General features: G+C 46.8%; 10 protein-coding genes and 1 pseudogene. 1 reads left to right on the top strand and 10 read right to left on the bottom strand.

Annotation, left to right across the window (positions count from 1 at the left end; genetic code table 11):
• Positions 1–195: 195 nt before the first annotated feature.
• Positions 196–2,820, bottom strand: coding sequence for a DNA mismatch repair protein MutS (mutS, locus tag ACE3T3_RS05550; RefSeq protein WP_374664880.1), 2,625 nt, complete (start codon positions 2,818–2,820; stop codon positions 196–198).
• A 352-nt stretch (positions 2,821–3,172) separates the two neighbouring features.
• Positions 3,173–4,387, bottom strand: coding sequence for a GGDEF domain-containing protein (locus ACE3T3_RS05545; RefSeq protein ID WP_374664878.1), 1,215 nt, complete (start codon positions 4,385–4,387; stop codon positions 3,173–3,175).
• Positions 4,388–4,684: 297 nt separating this feature from the next.
• On the opposite strand from ACE3T3_RS05545, the pseudogene ACE3T3_RS05540 reads away from it, so the two are divergent.
• Positions 4,685–5,403, top strand: a pseudogene (locus ACE3T3_RS05540) (TenA family transcriptional regulator).
• 79 nt (positions 5,404–5,482) lie between these two features.
• Here ACE3T3_RS05540 and ACE3T3_RS05535 read toward each other — a convergent pair.
• The 8 genes from ACE3T3_RS05535 to ACE3T3_RS05500 form a co-directional block, all read right to left on the bottom strand.
• Complete coding sequence (locus ACE3T3_RS05535) at positions 5,483–7,483, bottom strand: esterase/lipase family protein (protein WP_374664876.1); 2,001 nt, start codon at positions 7,481–7,483, stop codon at positions 5,483–5,485.
• Positions 7,484–7,597: 114 nt separating this feature from the next.
• Positions 7,598–8,509, bottom strand: a complete 912-nt coding sequence (locus tag ACE3T3_RS05530; protein ID WP_374664874.1) for an ABUW_2363 family tetratricopeptide repeat lipoprotein — start codon at positions 8,507–8,509, stop codon at positions 7,598–7,600.
• A 117-nt stretch (positions 8,510–8,626) separates the two neighbouring features.
• The gene (cysE, locus tag ACE3T3_RS05525; RefSeq protein ID WP_374664872.1) at positions 8,627–9,436 is read right to left on the bottom strand and encodes a serine O-acetyltransferase; all 810 of its coding nucleotides are present in this window, start codon (positions 9,434–9,436) and stop codon (positions 8,627–8,629) included.
• Positions 9,429–10,271 (bottom strand): RNA methyltransferase, encoded by an 843-nt coding sequence (locus ACE3T3_RS05520; RefSeq protein ID WP_374664870.1) that lies wholly within the window; start codon positions 10,269–10,271, stop codon positions 9,429–9,431. The genes cysE and ACE3T3_RS05520 overlap by 8 nt, the downstream gene beginning before the upstream one ends.
• A gap of 56 nt (positions 10,272–10,327) precedes the next feature.
• Positions 10,328–13,900, bottom strand: coding sequence for a DNA polymerase III subunit alpha (gene dnaE, locus ACE3T3_RS05515; protein WP_374664868.1), 3,573 nt, complete (start codon positions 13,898–13,900; stop codon positions 10,328–10,330).
• Between the two features lie 411 nt (positions 13,901–14,311).
• Positions 14,312–15,007 carry a methionine ABC transporter permease gene (locus tag ACE3T3_RS05510; protein ID WP_374664866.1) on the bottom strand — a complete coding sequence of 232 codons (696 nt, stop codon included), beginning with the start codon at positions 15,005–15,007 and terminating at the stop codon, positions 14,312–14,314.
• On the bottom strand, positions 15,004–16,029 hold the full coding sequence (locus ACE3T3_RS05505; RefSeq protein WP_374664864.1) for a methionine ABC transporter ATP-binding protein: 1,026 nt from the start codon (positions 16,027–16,029) through the stop codon (positions 15,004–15,006). Before ACE3T3_RS05505 ends, ACE3T3_RS05510 begins: the two co-directional genes overlap by 4 nt.
• 72 nt (positions 16,030–16,101) lie before the next feature.
• Entirely contained in the window at positions 16,102–16,974 is an 873-nt protein-coding gene (locus ACE3T3_RS05500) for a MetQ/NlpA family ABC transporter substrate-binding protein (RefSeq protein WP_374664862.1), read from the bottom strand.
• Between the last annotated feature and the right edge of the window lie 179 nt (positions 16,975–17,153).

Below are 17,153 nucleotides of genomic sequence, written 5' to 3'. Positions count from 1 at the left end.
TAATGCTGTATTTTAGGCAAAAACAGAGGCAACTAACAATTCCTTTTATTGATATTTGATATAGATAGGACTGTTAAATTTGATAAAAAGCGTTCAGATTCATCAAAAATACTTATAAATGAAAAAAACTCTCAATTGAGAGCTTTTTCCTGGTGCAATTTTAGAAGCGTATTTTGCTCATTTCCAAGCGCAGGCTTAGAGATTGTCTTTGAGCATATACAGCTGCTGCAGCGCTTCGCGCGGGCTTAAATTATCGACATCCAGTTCTTTTAGCAGTTCTAAAGCCGGCGAGGTTTTTTCAACTTCGACGATGCGTTCAACAACTTCCGGCACTTGGCTTTCGGCAAACAGATCATTTTGCACGGCATGATTCAAATGCAGCTGCTGCTGTTTTTCCAAAATGCGCAGGCGGTTTTGCGCTTCTTTAATGACATTGGCCGGAATGCCGGCGAGTTTCGCCACTTGCAGGCCATGGCTTTGGCTGGCAGGGCCATGCTGGACTTTATGCAGCAGAATCAGGTTGCCGTTAAGCTCTTTTGCCGTGACGTGATAGTTGTCAATGCTGGGCTCTTTGCCCAGTTCGGTCAGCTCAAAATAGTGCGTAGCGAACAAGCAGAGGCATTTGATGCGTTTGGTCAAATCCAGCACGCAGGCCCAAGCCAGCGACAAACCGTCATAGGTGCTGGTGCCGCGGCCCACTTCATCCATTAACACCAAAGATTGGCTGGTGGCATGATGCAGAATCTGCGAGGTTTCGGTCATTTCCACCATAAAGGTCGATTTGCCGGTTGAAAGATCATCTGCAGAGCCGATGCGGGTGAAGATCCGGTCGATTGGGCCCAAGACAGCTGCATCTGCAGGTACGAAACTGCCGCAGTACGCCAAAAGCGCAATTAAAGCCGTCTGGCGCATAAACGTGGATTTACCGCCCATGTTCGGGCCGGTAATAATCGCCATGCGGCGGTTGAAGTCCAGCACTGTATCATTCGGGGTAAAGGCCGTTTTGCTGAGCGATTCCACCACAGGATGGCGGCCGGCTTTAATTTTTACACCAATGTCTGGGCTGAATTCTGGACGGGTCCAATGATGCAGGCGCGCTTGATGCGCGAAATTGGCAATCATATCGACTTGCGCGATGGCGCTGCTCATCATTTGCAGATTGCCGATGTCCTGGCGCAGCTCATCCAGCAGCATTTCGAACAGCATTTTTTCCCGCGCTAATGCACGTGATTCACTGGACAGCACTTTATCTTCAAATGCTTTCAGTTCTGGGGTGATATAGCGCTCTGCATTTTTCAGGGTTTGACGGCGGATATAGCGTTCCGGCGCTTGATCGGCTTGCCCGCGGGTTAACTCGATATAGTAGCCGCTGACACGGTTATAGCCGATTTTAAGGGTGTTGATGCCTGTGGCTTCACGCTCTTTAATTTCTAAATCAATCAGGAATTGACCTGCATGATCGCGGATTTTACGTAGTTCATCCAGTTCATCATCAAAGCCTTCTGCAATGACATTGCCATCACGCAGCAACACGGGCGGATGCTCCACAATCGCGGACATCAGGCGTTCATGCAGGCCGTTGAAGTCGCCGAGTTCATGATTCAGCTCGCTCAGCAGCTGTGACTGATTCGCGTCCGTTACGGGTTGCAAGGCGTGGCGTAAATAAGGAATTTGCGCACAGGCTTGACGCAACTGAACCAAATCCCGCGGGCGCGCGCTGCCAAGGGCGACACGGCTCAGGACACGTTCAATATCGCTGATTTCTTTCAGGACTAAGCGAACGGGAGCTTCATGATAGCCTTTCAATAATGCCTGAGCGGCATCTAAGCGGCCATCTAAAATGGCGGTATCGCGCAACGGCTGCATCAAAGTTCTGCGCAGCAGCCGGCCGCCCATGGCGGTTTGGCAATCATTGATCAGCTGAAACAGGGACGTGCCATGTTCGAATAAGGGATCGACCAGTTCTAAATTGCGCCGGGTCACAGGATCAAGCGCGATAAAGTCTGAGCTTTGTTCCAGATGAATGCTGCGGATATGCGGCAGCGCAGTTTTTTGCGTTTCTTTACCGTAATGAATTAATGCCGCTGCCGCCGCTTTGGCCAGCGGTAAATGGTCGATGCCAAAACCAGATAAAGTCGATATGGCAAATTGATCACACAGGGTTTTCTGCGCATTATTCAGGTTGAAATCAACATTCGGCCGTTTGGTGATTGGGCAATCCAGCTGCTGCTTAATATGCTCAATGATATTTGGATCAATGATGTCTTCATCAATAATGATCTCGCTTGGCATTAAGCGGGAAAGCTCAATGGCCAGCTGTTCTGTTTTAAATTCCTGCTGCTGCACTTTGAATAAGCCTGCACTTAAGTCCAGCAGTGCGATGCCAATTTGATTCTGCTGGATGCATAAAGCCACCAGATTTGAAGTCTGGTGCGCTGTTAAAAGGGCATCATCGGTTAAGGTGCCGGGTGTAATGATCCGTACAACACCGCGCTCTACAGGCGCTTTGCCAGTAACTTCGCCGATCTGTTCGCAGATGACGACCGTTTCACCTTTTTTGACCAAGCGGGCCAAGTAGCCTTCTGCAGCATGATAGGGTACGCCAGCCATAGGAATCGGTTCGCCATTGGCTTTGCCGCGGTGGGTTAAGGTAATGCCCAGCAGTTTTGCAGCTTTGTGTGCATCTTCAAAAAATAATTCGTAAAAATCGCCCATGCGGTAAAACATCAGCGAATGCGGGTGCTGCATTTTCACCGTCATATACTGCTGCATCATAGGAGTAAGCGTACTCAGATCAATATTTGGGGTTGCTGCAGTCATTGGATAAAAATACCTTTTAAATTAAATATATTCATTTGTATTGATCATTTGCTTACGGTCCATGCCGCCGGCTTTTAAATGGGTGCATTGAATGAAAAAACAGCAAAATGGCGCTTAGGCGCTGCGCATATTGATGTGATTCCGTACAGGCAGGCATGTCAAACAGTGCAGACAGATTCTAACAAAAATACGGCAAACCGAAAGCATGCAAAGATTAGATGAATGTAAAAAGTACGATTCAGATATGCGGGCCGATCTGCCAAAAGTTCAGCTTTTTCTGTGACGATCAATCTATTTGCCGCACCGGTTGATTTGCCGCGCAGGAATGAAAAAGCTCAATTGAAATCTGATATTAAGCAGCCGGTTTTTTCTGCATGAAGAATTGGTTGCGGCCATTGGATTTTGCTAAGTACAGCGCGTCATCTGCAGATTGAATAAAAGCTGATAGTGCATCATGCGCTTGAGGAACAATTGTCGCAGCTCCAATGCTGACCGTAACATAGGGGGAAATGGAGCTTGAGGGGTGCGGCAGCGCAAGATTGCTGATATGCGCTAAAAGTTTTAGGGCAATGGTTTCAATTTGATGCTCTTCTTGCAGGGGAAACATCAATAAAAATTCTTCACCGCCATAACGCGCGGCCAAATCGGTGCTGCGTGAAGTGATCAGCTGCAATTCATGCGCAATTTTCTGCAGGCAAATATCTCCGGCAAGATGCCCTAAGTGGTCGTTATATTCTTTAAAAAAATCAATATCCACCATCAGGATGCTGAGCGGCATTTGATGGCGCAGAGCCATATTCCATTGTTGATCCAGTACCGTGGTTAAATGGCGGCGGTTGGCCAGCCCCGTCAGTGCATCTAATTGAGTCAGCCGCTCGAGCTGTTCAGACTGCTGCGCCATTTCCAGCTTATTCAATTCAATGATGCAGTTCTGCAGGTAGTTTTCGCGGTGCTGCCGGTCAATGGCATAGGCCAGCGACATGCCGAGAACACTGCTGAAGGTATAAGTGCGGTTTAAAAATGCCCAGTCAATCGGATAGTTAAGCAATTTTGTAATTAGAATAGCGGTAAATCCGCCGAACCAGCCGGCAATTAAGGCGGTATAAAAACGTAAACCGACAAAACTGTAAACAATAATCACAGCATACATCATGGCCGCATGAAGCAGGGCATCATTATTATTTTGAACGCTGGTAATAATCATAAATGAAATGGCGATAGCTGCTGAACAGCCTAAACCTGCATATATGTCAAAAAGATGATCAAACCTGCGGACGAATGAAAACAGCCAGGCGATAAAAATAATAATGCCGACCCAGGAATATAATAAAAGCCATTGGGAAGCCTGTTCGGTTTCAGAAAGGTTTTGATAAATGCCGTAGCTTAAATATATATACAGCAGGAAAATAATAGGCGCACGGTAGCGGAATTCTAAAGCGGCTTCATGCTGGTACTGCCGTCTGTAAATAGGCTCAAGCTTTTTTGAAAAATAGACATAATTCAATCCGTTAGAAATTAAGGCATGAATTTCATTCCGGCTTAAAAGCTTCGAACCTTCTAATTTCATATCTGTTGGCCAAATTATATTTTAATCGAAAACGTCCATTTTAAAGGCTGCATAGCATTGGTTTTATTGCGCTTAGTTACTAGTTTTAACAAAAGAATTTATGCTCGGCAAGGGCAGGAATTTACTATTTTTTATGGCTTAATATAAATAACGTGATTAATAAAATAATTGATCTTAAAAGCATTTATGGGCAATGCTGATGAGTCGTATGCATATGATTAAAAAAGGCCTTGTTTCTGTTATGAATTAAATTATGATCGAATTGCAATATATAAAAATTATGACATGGAGCAGTAAATGAATGCCATATCAAAAAAGCAGGATGAGGCTGAACTGGAAATCAGCCCGCATACTTTATGGTCACAGCAGTTTTGGGATCATTTAACTCCTTATAAAAATAGAATCAGCAGGCATCCTTTTTTTATGAATATGGCGGGCGGACAGCTCTCGGTTAAAAGTTTCCGTTTCGCGCTGCTGAATTTTTATCCTTTGGTCGCCCATTTTCCTTCTTTTATGGGGCTGGCGCTTGCCAAAGCTGTCAATTTTTCTGAGCCGGGCGTTACTGAAACCCGGGATTGGCTTATTCGCAATATTAAAGTGGAAGAACGCCATTTAAATTGGTACCGGGACTGGACAGCGTGCGCCCGCCTGCAGCGATGAATGCGGTCAATCATTATTTATGGAATATCAGCAGCCGTGGCACGTTGTGCGAATGTTTGGCGGCCACCAATCTTGCAATTGAATGGGCGACGGGTGACTGGAGCAGTAAAGTTTATGAAGGCATACAGGCCTATACGGTGCATTCAGAAGTCTCAATCAATAAAAGAACGATTGCATGGCTGAGAGCGCATGCGCATTATGATGATCTGCATCCATATGAGGCGATGGAACTGATTAAGCGCTTATGTGAGGGCCAGCCGGCGATGCAGGAGCGCGCATTTCGGGCAGCGCAAGAAGGGCTGGCTTATTATGAGCTGGCATTGGATGCCTGCCATAAATTTATTTGGAGCAAATGAATTCAGCGCCTTGAGCTTTATAGCAGCAGTACGCCATAAAAAAGCCGAACATGAATCCGGCTTTTTTTATGCTCTGTATTTAGGGTTTGTATAAGCCAAGCTCCACAAGGTGCTGCCTTAAAATGCGGCGCAATTCTAAAACAGCTTCTGGCGTTTCTTGAATAGAATGGCCGCCTTTTATAATCTTTTCTGATATTGCGCCGTCTAAGTGGGCGCTTTTATAAGGAACAACCCCATCAGAAATGACATTTGGATCATCACTGTTTGTGGCATTGCCAATGATCGAGTGATATTTCATGCCCGGTATAGGCATAATGTTTTCAGTTAAGGCGATAAATTTAGAACGGTAGCTTAAATCGCTTGGGCCATTTTGAATCAGGCCGTGATCAATTTCCTTAAATAGATCTTTCAGGTCTTCTTCTTGCGTCAATACATCGGCCATCGCAGAGAGAAAGGCGCCCGGCAATTTAATGATTTTACGCGCCGCTTTGGTAAACCAGCGGTCTGCAAATTCTGTTCCGCGATGCGGTGAAGACAGGAAAACCGCGCGGCTGAAATTCGGGATGTCTTTCATCACCAAGCGGTTTTTAATCACATCAATTTGATATCGGTTCAGCTGGCGATTGCTCATCATTTTAAGCGCATTTTGGGTGATATCCGCATCGCTGACCAGCAGGCGGGCAATAATGCCGCCCATGCTGTGGCCGACCAATACCGCATCATGCTTTGCAGGCGCTTGACTGCCAACCTGAGCAAAGGCCTGCGTTAAAATGGAATAAATCTGGAAGCGGCTTTCTATGATGGGCATATTGGTAGAATAAAATACCTGCCACACTTGATAATGCTCACGCAGCACCGGGTCACCCATGATGTCATTGGTCAGGCGGATCCACGCTTCAGGACTGCTGGCTAAGCCATGCACCAAAACAATGATTTTTTTATTGGGATTATAGGGCTCCAGCATGTACAAGTGCGGCATGGTCAGCTGTTCATCGCGGTCAATCAGCGACAGATAAGCCGATTTGCCCAGATTGTTTTGCGCAAGCCAAAGGCCGTAGGGAGCCGAAAAGTTGGCTGCCAGCGGATATTCCTTATTGGCGATAATCAGATTTTCATATTTATACGGATCGTAGGCTTTAATCTGGAAGACCGAATGATTCAAAATATCCTCTACAGAGGCGGCAGATGCCGGCTCTGCGGTTAAGGTTGCGGCCAAGTATTGCGGCTGATGGATATTGGGATTGACGCCACTCGGGTAATGATACGTCAGCGGGTCAACAATGTATTTCGTTTTTTCTGTATTTTTAGGCGTGTCATCGGGCAAAACCACTAAAAATTCAGATCCGAAACCATCACGGCGGGTAATCGAGCGCAAACCTGAGAAATTCAGGTTGTATGTAGACAGAAGCTGTTCAATCTTGCGTTTTTTCAGTTCAGGATAATTGTCGAAGCTGATGTTATAAACACTTTGCCCGACTTTAATCTGGCTCTCGACTTCAGTCGGTTTAAAGCGCAAAGCATAGGCGTTAACAAGTTTAGCAATCCCTTGATTGTAGAAATCCCGAATTTGAACCTGCCGGTTGTCAAAAATACGGTCTTGCGGGCCGCGTTTGGTTTTAAACATGTAGGCATAGCTATAGCGGATGCTCTTATCCAGCATATTCAGCTGCTGATCTAAGCAAGCATCGTAGGTGCGCTGTGTTGCCTGCTGTTTTTCTTGAGAGCTGTGCTTGGTCAGTATGCTGATTTTGCATTCAGAAGACTTTTCCAGCTCGATCGCTTTGGCCAGATAGAGTTCGCTGGCCGTAGACAGCAGTTGCTCATCCTGAATTTGCGGAATTTTTTGAATGTCTTCTACGCATTTTTCAGGCGCATCAGCACATACTTTTGCTTCACGCCCAGTCATCGAAAGGACGTTTAAGCTGGCTTCGCTCAATTTATTGCGTGAAAGGATGCTTTCACGTTCATTGGCGATAGTGACATTGATGGATTGGTTTTTGACGCTGACCACTTGGCAACCGCTCAGCAGCAATACGCTGAACAGTCCTGTAAGCAGGGATTTATTAATTTTATGCTGCATACTGAGTTCGCTAAAATTCATGTGTTCAATTTTTTAAATCATACGATAATCTTCAGGATTTTCAATTCGTTTAAAAAAATAGGCCTTGATTGGCCTATTTTTTTGTATTTGAACTTAAGATGCTTTTGGCGGATTCAGCACTTGCCAAACATTCCAGCGGCCTTGCTTTTCAATTTCTTGAATTAGGCGGTCAGCGACTTCGCCTTCTTGCGGGAACTTCACTTTATAGTTTTTCAGCACATTCACTGCGCTTTTCTTTTGTTCCATCGCAATGTAGTTGTTGGCAGCAGACAGATACGCTTCCTGAACACCGGCTTTCATTGCTTTGTCTAGGTAAGGGATCGCTTCACGCTGGCCGCCGCCTTCAGACAAGCCGAAACCGAACCAGAAGTTGGCTTCAGCATCATCTTTGTTGATTTTAAGAATGCGCTGCGCATAAGTGAGCGATTTAGTGGTATAGACCGAACCTAAATCGAGGTTGCGCGCCATAACGCTGCCTTTAAATGCACGGATGAGAATATCGAAAGATGCATTGTCCTTCGCGGCTAAAGTATCCAGCTGCTGAGTCACTTCTTTCAATTTAGCTTCAAAGCCTTTGCGCTCCTGACGCTGTACAAAACGCGGCGGGTAATGGCGCGCTTTGCCTTCGACCAGCTGCAGGAAGTCATCAATTTCGGTGATGTCAATTTCATTGTCGCCCGCAAGCGCAGCATATTTCATCGAGCGGACTTTGCTGTTCACGGTCGGAATGATGAGGCGGTTGACATCTAAAGTCATTTTTTTAGATGGGTCACTTGCAAGATTTACTTCCATTTTAGTCACAGGCTGAGCCGCAGCTTTCTGCAAGTCAATTTCAAATGGAGGCGGCGCATCATAATTAAATGGATTCAGTGCATAGAATGGCGGAGTCAGCTCCGGTTCCGCAAAGATCATTGCGCCTTCTGGATTTTTATTTTTAGTCGGGGCGCTTCCACAAGCGGCGAGGGTTAAAGCAACTAAGGCAACGGCCAAGGGCTTAAGCGTCATAGCGATCTTCCATTTAATTTATTTTAAAACTTAAAACAGCATGCTGATCAGTCTAAAAAAACTCTGATCAACATGCAAGTCAGTTGCTAGCCACTTGAGTGCGATTTAATGCAGGAACTAGGCTTTTGATTGTGTGCTTTGCGCTTCGCATTCGCGGCGGGCATCTTCAATGATTTTTAATTCTTCATCACTGAAAGGCTGTTCGTCCAGCTGCTGCTTCTTAAAGGTCGGATCCAGCAGCGATAGGCGCTGGCATAATGTGTTCATGCGCTTTTCATTGAGCTGAATGCGGTCAAGCAGCACACGCATGCCTTCCAGAATCGGATCCGATTGATCCTGTGTCGCGGCATAGGGCTGGAAGCCAATGCTTTCGGCATAATCGCGGCGGCGGTTTTCTTCATCATCTTTTGGTTTGTTTTTGGTAATGAAGCGTGCAGGATTGCCCACAGCAGTGGTATCTGCTGGAACTTCCTTGGTCACCACTGCATTTGAACCGACTTTGGCATTTTTGCCGACGGTAAATGGCCCCAGAATTTTAGCCCCTGCGCCAACCACTACGCCATCTTCCAAAGTCGGGTGGCGCTTGCCTTTATTCCACGTGGTGCCGCCTAGGGTGACGCCATGATACAAAGTCACGTCATTGCCGATTTCCGCAGTTTCACCAATCACTACGCCCATGCCGTGGTCAATGAAAAAGCGGCGGCCGATTTTTGCGCCGGGATGGATTTCAATGCCAGTGGCAAAACGGCTGAAAGAAGATAGTAAACGGGCAGAGCCTTTACAGTCCTTAACCCACAATTCATGCGCAACACGGTGCATAATCAGAGCATGAATGCCCGGATAGGTGGTTAAGACTTCGAGCGTATTTCGTGCTGCAGGATCGCGCGCGAATACAGCTTGGATATCTTCTTTGAGCTGTTTAAGCATTAGATTGATCCTCTTTATCCTTCGATTTTTTCCATGTGCCATTATTTAAGGCTTGTACTCGGGTAAATATACCGCGAAGTAAATGATATTCCATACGATCTAATTGTATACGTCCAAATAGGCGGCGCAAGCGCAAAGGCAATAATCTTGGATTTTTTGGATCCATAAATTCAATATCCGCCAGCATTTTTTCGATGTGCGGGTAGAACTGTTCCATATGTTCATGGGTCACCAAGGGTTCGTCCCACTGCATATCAATATCATCCGTTACATGCATCTGCGCTTCAGGATCTGCGCCGTGTTCGACATGCGCCAAGGCCGCCATGCGCATTTCATAGCAAATCACTTGAATCGCCTGCGCTACATTCAGCACGCCATAGTCGCTGTTGACTGGAATAGTGACATGATAGTTGGCCATTGCCAATTCTTCATTGGTTAAGCCGCGGTCTTCACGGCCAAAAATGACGGCAACTTCCTGCTGTTTATCCGATACAGCCTTTAAGGACAATTCAGCGGCAGGGCGCGCATCGAGCAGCGGCCAAGGAATGGTGCGGCTGCGCGCGCTGGTGCCGAAGACGATATGGCAGTCTTTAATGGCATCTTCCAAGGTTTCGACAATTTCGATCTGTTCAATCAGATCTGCTGCGCCAGCAGCCAGCGCGTCAATATCCGGGTGCGGGTAGGTTTTTGGCGCCACCAGCACCAGTTTAGACAGGCCCATGGTTTTCATCGCGCGCAGGGCGCTGCCGATGTTCGCAGGCAGAGTGGTATTGACCATTACAATACGCACATGGGAGAGATGCGCTGAAACAGCGGCATTGTCAATTTGACTCATCTTTGTTCCAAATTTGAATTTTTAAAATATTTAATCGTGCTGCAGGCAGATGCAGATCAAGAATATTGATTTGCAGTTTCTGCCTGATATAAATCCATTGCGTCATCCATGCTCATGCCGGGCGGAGGAGGCGCAATATTTACGGGCTGCGCCTGTTCGTAGCTGACGGCTTTGGCCGCTTTGGATTTGACATGATATTCAATGTGCAGCGCTTCTTTGCCAAAGTAGTCGCGCAGCTTGCTGAGCGCTTCATCCAGCGGAGCAATGTTCCAATTCACGCCGCAATGCAGTTCTGCTGAAGCATAGTCAAAATCCAGTTTTAATTGGACTGGAATATGGCTGCACATGTCGACATTGCAGTATGGCGCCAGAATATTCTGCATATCCTGTGTAAGGGTTTTGCTGATATGTTCTGCATCCAGGGTAATTTGAATGCTGTTGGCGCGCTTCTGACGGATTTCATTCAGGCTGAAGGCTTTGCTTAAACGGCCCATTGGGCGGTCAAAGCCTTCGCGCTCATAAATTTCACCTTCAATCACCACAACTTTTTCAGTCTGGATAATCTCTTTAAAGCGCTGGAAGCGTTCATGGTTGGCAGACACTTCAATCCGCGCCGTACCATCATCCAATGTCACCATCATGCGGTTCGGGAAGTTGGCGACATCGACCACCAGACCAGCAAATACCGTGGTTACGCCGCGGCGGGTCGGGGTCAGCTCATTGATGCGCTGTGAAATGAAAGATTTCAGTTCCGGACGGTAAACGTCAATCGGATGCCCGGTCAGATATAAGCCAAGGGTATCTTTTTCACCTTTGAGGCGGACTTCATCTGACCACGGCTTCACCGGTTTAGCCGGTTTGCGCTGCACTTCTTCGACTTCACCGAATAAGTCCATGATGCCGGTTTCACGGTTATGCCGCGCCTGATCTGCTGCTTGAACAGCTTCCGGCAGCTGCGCCATGAGGCTTGAGCGTTCGATGCCCAGACAGTCGAGTGCGCCCGCACGGATCAGCGCTTCCAAGGTGCGCTTATTGATTTTTTTCAGGTCAATACGGTGGCAGAAATCGAACAAATCACGGTAAGGGCCTTCTTGAATGCGCGAGTCAATCACGGATTGCATCGCCGCTTCACCTACACCTTTGATGGCGCCGAGTCCATAAACAATGGTTTTCGGATCGCTGGCATGGAAGTTGTACAGTGACATATTTACCGATGGCGGAAGTACTTCTAAGCCGTTGCTGCGGCAGTCATCAATGATGAATACCACGTTATCGGTGTTCTGCATTTCCGATGTCATCACCGCAGACATGAATTCGGCAGGGAAATGCGCTTTCAGCCAAGCAGTTTGGTAGGCCACAAGGGCATAGGCGGCCGCATGCGATTTGTTGAAGCCGTAGCCGGCGAATTTTTCCATATAGTCGAAGATATGGTTCGCAGTATCGGTATCAATGTCTTTTTTGGCTGCGCCTTCGATGAAGATCTGACGGTGCTTGACCATCTCTTCAACTTTCTTTTTACCCATGGCACGGCGCAGCAAATCGGCGCCGCCGAGTGTATAGCCGGCACAGAACTGCGCGGCCTGCATTACCTGTTCCTGATACACCATAATGCCGTAAGTCGGTTCCAGCACTTTTTCCAAGAGTGGATGCAGGTATTCGAACTCGCCGCCATGCATACGGAAAATAAAGTCTGGGATCAGGTCCATCGGGCCTGGGCGGTATAACGATACGAAGGCGATAATTTCTTCAAATTTGCTCGGACGCGCATCCTTGAGCATTTTTTTCATGCCGACGGATTCAAACTGGAAGACCGCAGTAGTATTCGCGGTCGCAAAGATGGCGTAAGCCTCAGGATCATCCAGCGGAATATAGGAAATATCGACCGGTTCTGTGATATCTGGGCGTGCGTTGATATGCGTAATCGCATCTTCAATCACGGTTAAGTTGCGCAGGCCCAAGAAGTCGAATTTCACCAAACCGGCAGATTCAACATCGTCTTTATCGAATTGCGCTACGCGGGCCGTACCATCCGCTTCACACATGACCGCAGAATAGTCAGTCAGCTTGGTCGGGGCAATCACCACGCCGCCGGCATGTTTACCAGTGTTGCGGGTAATGCCTTCCAGCTTCAGCGCCATTTCCCAAATTTCAGAGGCATCGTCATAGTCGGGGTTGGATGGGTTAGTCACCACATCTTTCAGCTGCGGTTCGGCTTCAATGGATTCTTCCAAGGTCAAGCCCAATGGCTTGGTTGGAATCATTTTTGAAACGCGGTCGGCCAAACCATATGATTTGCCCAGTACCCGCGCCACATCACGGATTGCGCCTTTGGCTGCCATGGTGCCGAAAGTGGCAATCTGCGAGACCGCATCACGGCCATAGGTGCGCGCCACATAGTCAATCACGCGGTCACGGCCGGCAATGCAGAAATCGACGTCAAAGTCGGGCATGGAGACACGCTCTGGGTTCAAGAAACGTTCGAACAGCAGGTCGTAGCGCAGCGGATCCAAGTCGGTAATTTTTAGGCTGTAGGCGACTAAAGAACCCGCACCCGAACCGCGGCCGGGGCCAACCGGCACGCCATTGCCTTTCGACCATTGAATGAAGTCCATGACGATCAGGAAGTAGCCCGGGAACTGCATGGTCAGAATGATGTTAATTTCAAACTTCAGGCGTTCATCATAGGGCTTGCGTATTTCTGCCCAATCATCGCCGCGCTTTTCGGGCGGGTAGAGGAAATCTAGGCGCTCTTCCAGACCTTCTTCGCACAGATGGGCAAAGTAGGTGTCAATGGTATGGCCTTCCGGAATCGGGTAGTCCGGCAAATCATGAAAGCCGAGGCGGAACGAAACGTTGCAGCGCTGGGCGATGTAATAGGTGTTTTCAATGGCGCTTGGAATGTCCGAAAACAGCTCGGTCATTTCAGCGCCTGTTTTGAAATACTGTTCAGTGCTGTAGTTTTTCGGACGGCGGTCATCGCCTAAAACATAACCGTCGGCAATGCAGACACGCGCTTCATGCGCTTCATAATCTTCTGGGCGGATGAAGTGCACATCATTATGCGCAACAACGCCAATATTATATTTTTTGGCCAGTTTAACCGCTTGCTGAATAAAGTCTTCTTCACCCGGGCGGTTGGTGCGGGTCAGGGCAAAATAAACGCGGTTGCCGAATTTTTCGACCCATTCCTGCAGCAGCGGTTCGGCTTTTTGCGGGTTGGAAGTCAGCAGCATTTTGCCGACGTCACTGTGCTGGCCCAGCAGCACAATCAGGTCTTCATGCTGATTGAGAATCCAGTCTTTTTGCACGCATGGGATGTCCAGCTGCTGGCCGCTGATGTAGCCCTCAGAAACAATCTCTGTCAGGCTGCGCCAGCCTTTTTTGGACATGGCCAGCAAGGTGGCTTTATGTTCTGCGTCATTGAGGCGGAGGGTTGCGCCGAAAATAGGCTTGATGCCTTTATCGAGGCATTTTTTATAAAATTTGACTGCCGCATGAAGGTTTGACAGGTCGGTAATCGCCAAAGCGGGCATTTCATCTGCAGCTGCAGCTTTTACAAGATCAGGTATGCGTACAATAGATTCAGTGATCGAAAATTCTGTAAAAATACCAAGATGTACAAAGTGCATAGATGAGTCCCTGCGAAAACAGCTGATTATTTTAGCATGCTCTGAGCTTAAACTTGCGTTTATTGAAATGGATTGGTGAAGTTTTATATGCCTGTCATTTCAGATATTCGCCGCTTTGGCTGTTTGCCGTCAAAACGGCATGGATTAAAAGCACTCAGCAGGCAAGGTCTGGCCAAATAGAGAATTGAACCAGTTTGCCTTTTTTGAACGTCAAGGCGGCATTGGCGCGGTAGTGAATATTGAATTTTTAGGCTGCTGCAACGCGGATTTGACCTCTAGGGGCGGGATCATCAGTACATAGCCGATTCCGTTTGCAGAGATGGATTAGGCGCTTTTCGGAAAATCCGTTTTGAATTGCTGGAAATAAAAAACCCTCCGAAGAGGGTTTTAAATCAACGCGGCGCTCAAGGCTTAACGCAATTTGGACAGCCAGTCGCCTAAGCTTTGCACCAGCTGAACTAAAATCAGCAAGACAATCACTGTTAAAATGACGACACTGGTATCAAAGCGCTGATAACCATAAGAAATCGCTAAGTCACCGATACCGCCTGCACCGACTGCGCCTGCCATTGCAGTTGCGCCAATCAGGCTGATGGTTGCGGTAGTCAAATTCAAAATGAGTGAACTGCGGGATTCAGGCAAAACAAATTTATAAATAATTTGCCAAGGTGAAGCACCCATCGCTTGTGCGGATTCGATAATGCCTTCATTGACTTCCAGCAGGGAGGTTTCAATTAAGCGGCCGATATACGGACCAACATAAATAGTCAGCGGCACGATTGCAGCCCAAGTGCCGATAGAGGTGCCGACGATAACTTTAGTCAGCGGAATTACCGCAATCAGCAAAATAATAAAGGGCAGAGAACGCAGCGCGTTTACAATCGGATTCAGGCCATGATAAATCACGCGGTTTGGCAGAATGCCTGCCGGACGGCTGACAAACAGGATAACGGCTTGAATAAAGCCCCAGATGCAGCCAAACAGCATCGCAAAAAACACCATATGGAAGGTTTCTTGCAGCGCTGTGACAAATTGGTCTATCGACAGGGAGCTTTTCCAAAACGGCGCAGTGACTTCAGTGAGCCATTGTACGATCCAATCTCTCATGGCTGAACTCCTGCTTGGCTTACTTCTACACCGCTATTTTCCAGAAAGGTGACTGCTTGCTGAATTTGATCAGCTTCACCTAAAAGCTGAATAAACATCTGCCCAATGACAGAACCATTAATTTCAGTCATGTTGGCGAATAAAATATTCAAACTGATATCAAAAGTTTTAATCACGGCTTGAATCACCGTTTCCTGCGCGGAGCTGCCTAAAAATTTCAAGCAGTAAATACTTTTATGATTTTGATTTTCTAAATTATTCAAAATGTTGACTGGCAGCTGCTGCTGAAGAACTGTTTGAATAAAGTTTTTGGTGGTTGGGTGCTGCGGCTGGCTGAAGATATCGAGGGTAGAACCCAGCTCAATGACTTTGCCTTGTTCCATCACCGCAACATAATCGCAAACCGATTCAATGACATCCATTTCATGGGTTACCATGACAATCGTAATGCCTTGTTCTTCATTAATTTTCTTTAATAAAGCCAATACCGATTTGGTGGTTTGCGGATCCAGCGCAGAAGTCGCTTCATCGCACAACAGAATCTTAGGATGATTGGCCAAAGCGCGGGCAATGCCGACACGCTGTTTTTGCCCGCCTGAAAGCTCATCCGGGAAAGCATCTTTTTTATGTTTTAAATCAATAAATTCCAGCAGCTCATCCAAGCGCTTCTGACGCTCGGCTTTAGACACCCCCAGCAGCTTTAAAGGCATCTCAATGTTTTCAGACACGGTCTTGGTCTGAAGCAGGTTGAAATGCTGGAAAATCATGCCAATGTTAGTGCGTTCTTGACGTAATTCAGCCGCATTCAGCGCAGTGAAATCTTTATCATTGATAATGATTTGACCTTGGCTTGGGCGTTCAAGCAGGTTAATGAGGCGGATCAGGGTACTTTTGCCTGCACCGCTGTAGCCGATAATGCCAAAAATGCATCCAGCAGGGATTTTTAGATCAATTTGATCCAGTGCTGTAACGGTTTGGCCTTTCAGCTCAAAATGCTTTGAAATATTTTTAAATTGAATCATATCGTCAGAAGCTGTAGATAAAAGAAAAACAGGCAAAGTGAATTTGCCTGTTTAGATACGTTAAGTATAGAACTATTTTGCGTCAGTTAGGTAGCTTGTTGGCTTGTTAACATCAACTTTTGTGCCGCCGAAGTGTTCTTGAACATATTTTGCAACAGCTGGAGTGTGGTACAGCGCGCCAACTTTTTTCAGCGTTTCGTCATTTTCACGGCCAGCCGCAACTGCTAAAACGTTGACGTTCATTTTTGTGCTTTGGTCAATCGGCTCGTAGTAAACAGAATCTTTTAATACGTTTAAACCGCCTTCCATTGCTAAAGTATTGCCTAGAACAATGGCATCCACTTCATCTTTAACACGGACAGCAGTTGCCATTTGGATTGGCTTGATCACGATTTTTTTCGCATTTTCTGTAATGTCAGCAGGTGTGCCTTTGACATTGTCAAAATCAGCTTTTAATTTTACAAGACCTGCAGATTGAAGCAGCAATAAAGCGCGCGACTCGTTAGCGCCATCGTTAGGAATGGCAATCGTTGCGCCAGTTTTGAAATCTTCAAGCTTTTTGATTTTGCTTGAATAGATGCCCATTGGCTCTAAATAAGTTGTAGAAAGCGGTGCAATTTTTTCTTTGTTGTTGTCATTGAACGCAACCATGTATGCATACGATTGGAATGCATTCACGTCAATTTCTTTGTTGGCAACAGCGGTGTTCATCGATACATAGTCGGTAAAGTTTTTAACTTCCAGCTTGATGCCTGCTTGCTTGGTTTCAGGCAAACCAGCAATATAACGCCAAACGTCTGCATCGGAACCTGTAGAAGCCATAGTCACGACTTGTTCTTTGCCTGCATCTGCTTGAGCTGCATCAGTTTTTGGCGCTTCTTGCTTTCCGCATGCAGAAAGGGTCAGCACGGATGCGCTGAGTAATACGCTAAACAGCTTTTTCATGAATAATTCCTGATCAGGAAATGCAAGAGAATGGAGTCCTTTGCATTCTCGACAGTTAATGTCGAATTTTTAACATTGCTGAACATGCCGCATAGCGGAGACACGCAGTCAGGCCGCTATATGCATGTTCATTGCATTCTGGTATTAGATGTCCATTTCAAATGAATTTTATTTGTTTA

The organism is Acinetobacter sp. (assembly GCF_041919735.1).
Lineage (GTDB): Bacteria > Pseudomonadota > Gammaproteobacteria > Pseudomonadales > Moraxellaceae > Acinetobacter.
This window is presented reverse-complemented; position numbering and strand designations above follow the sequence as displayed.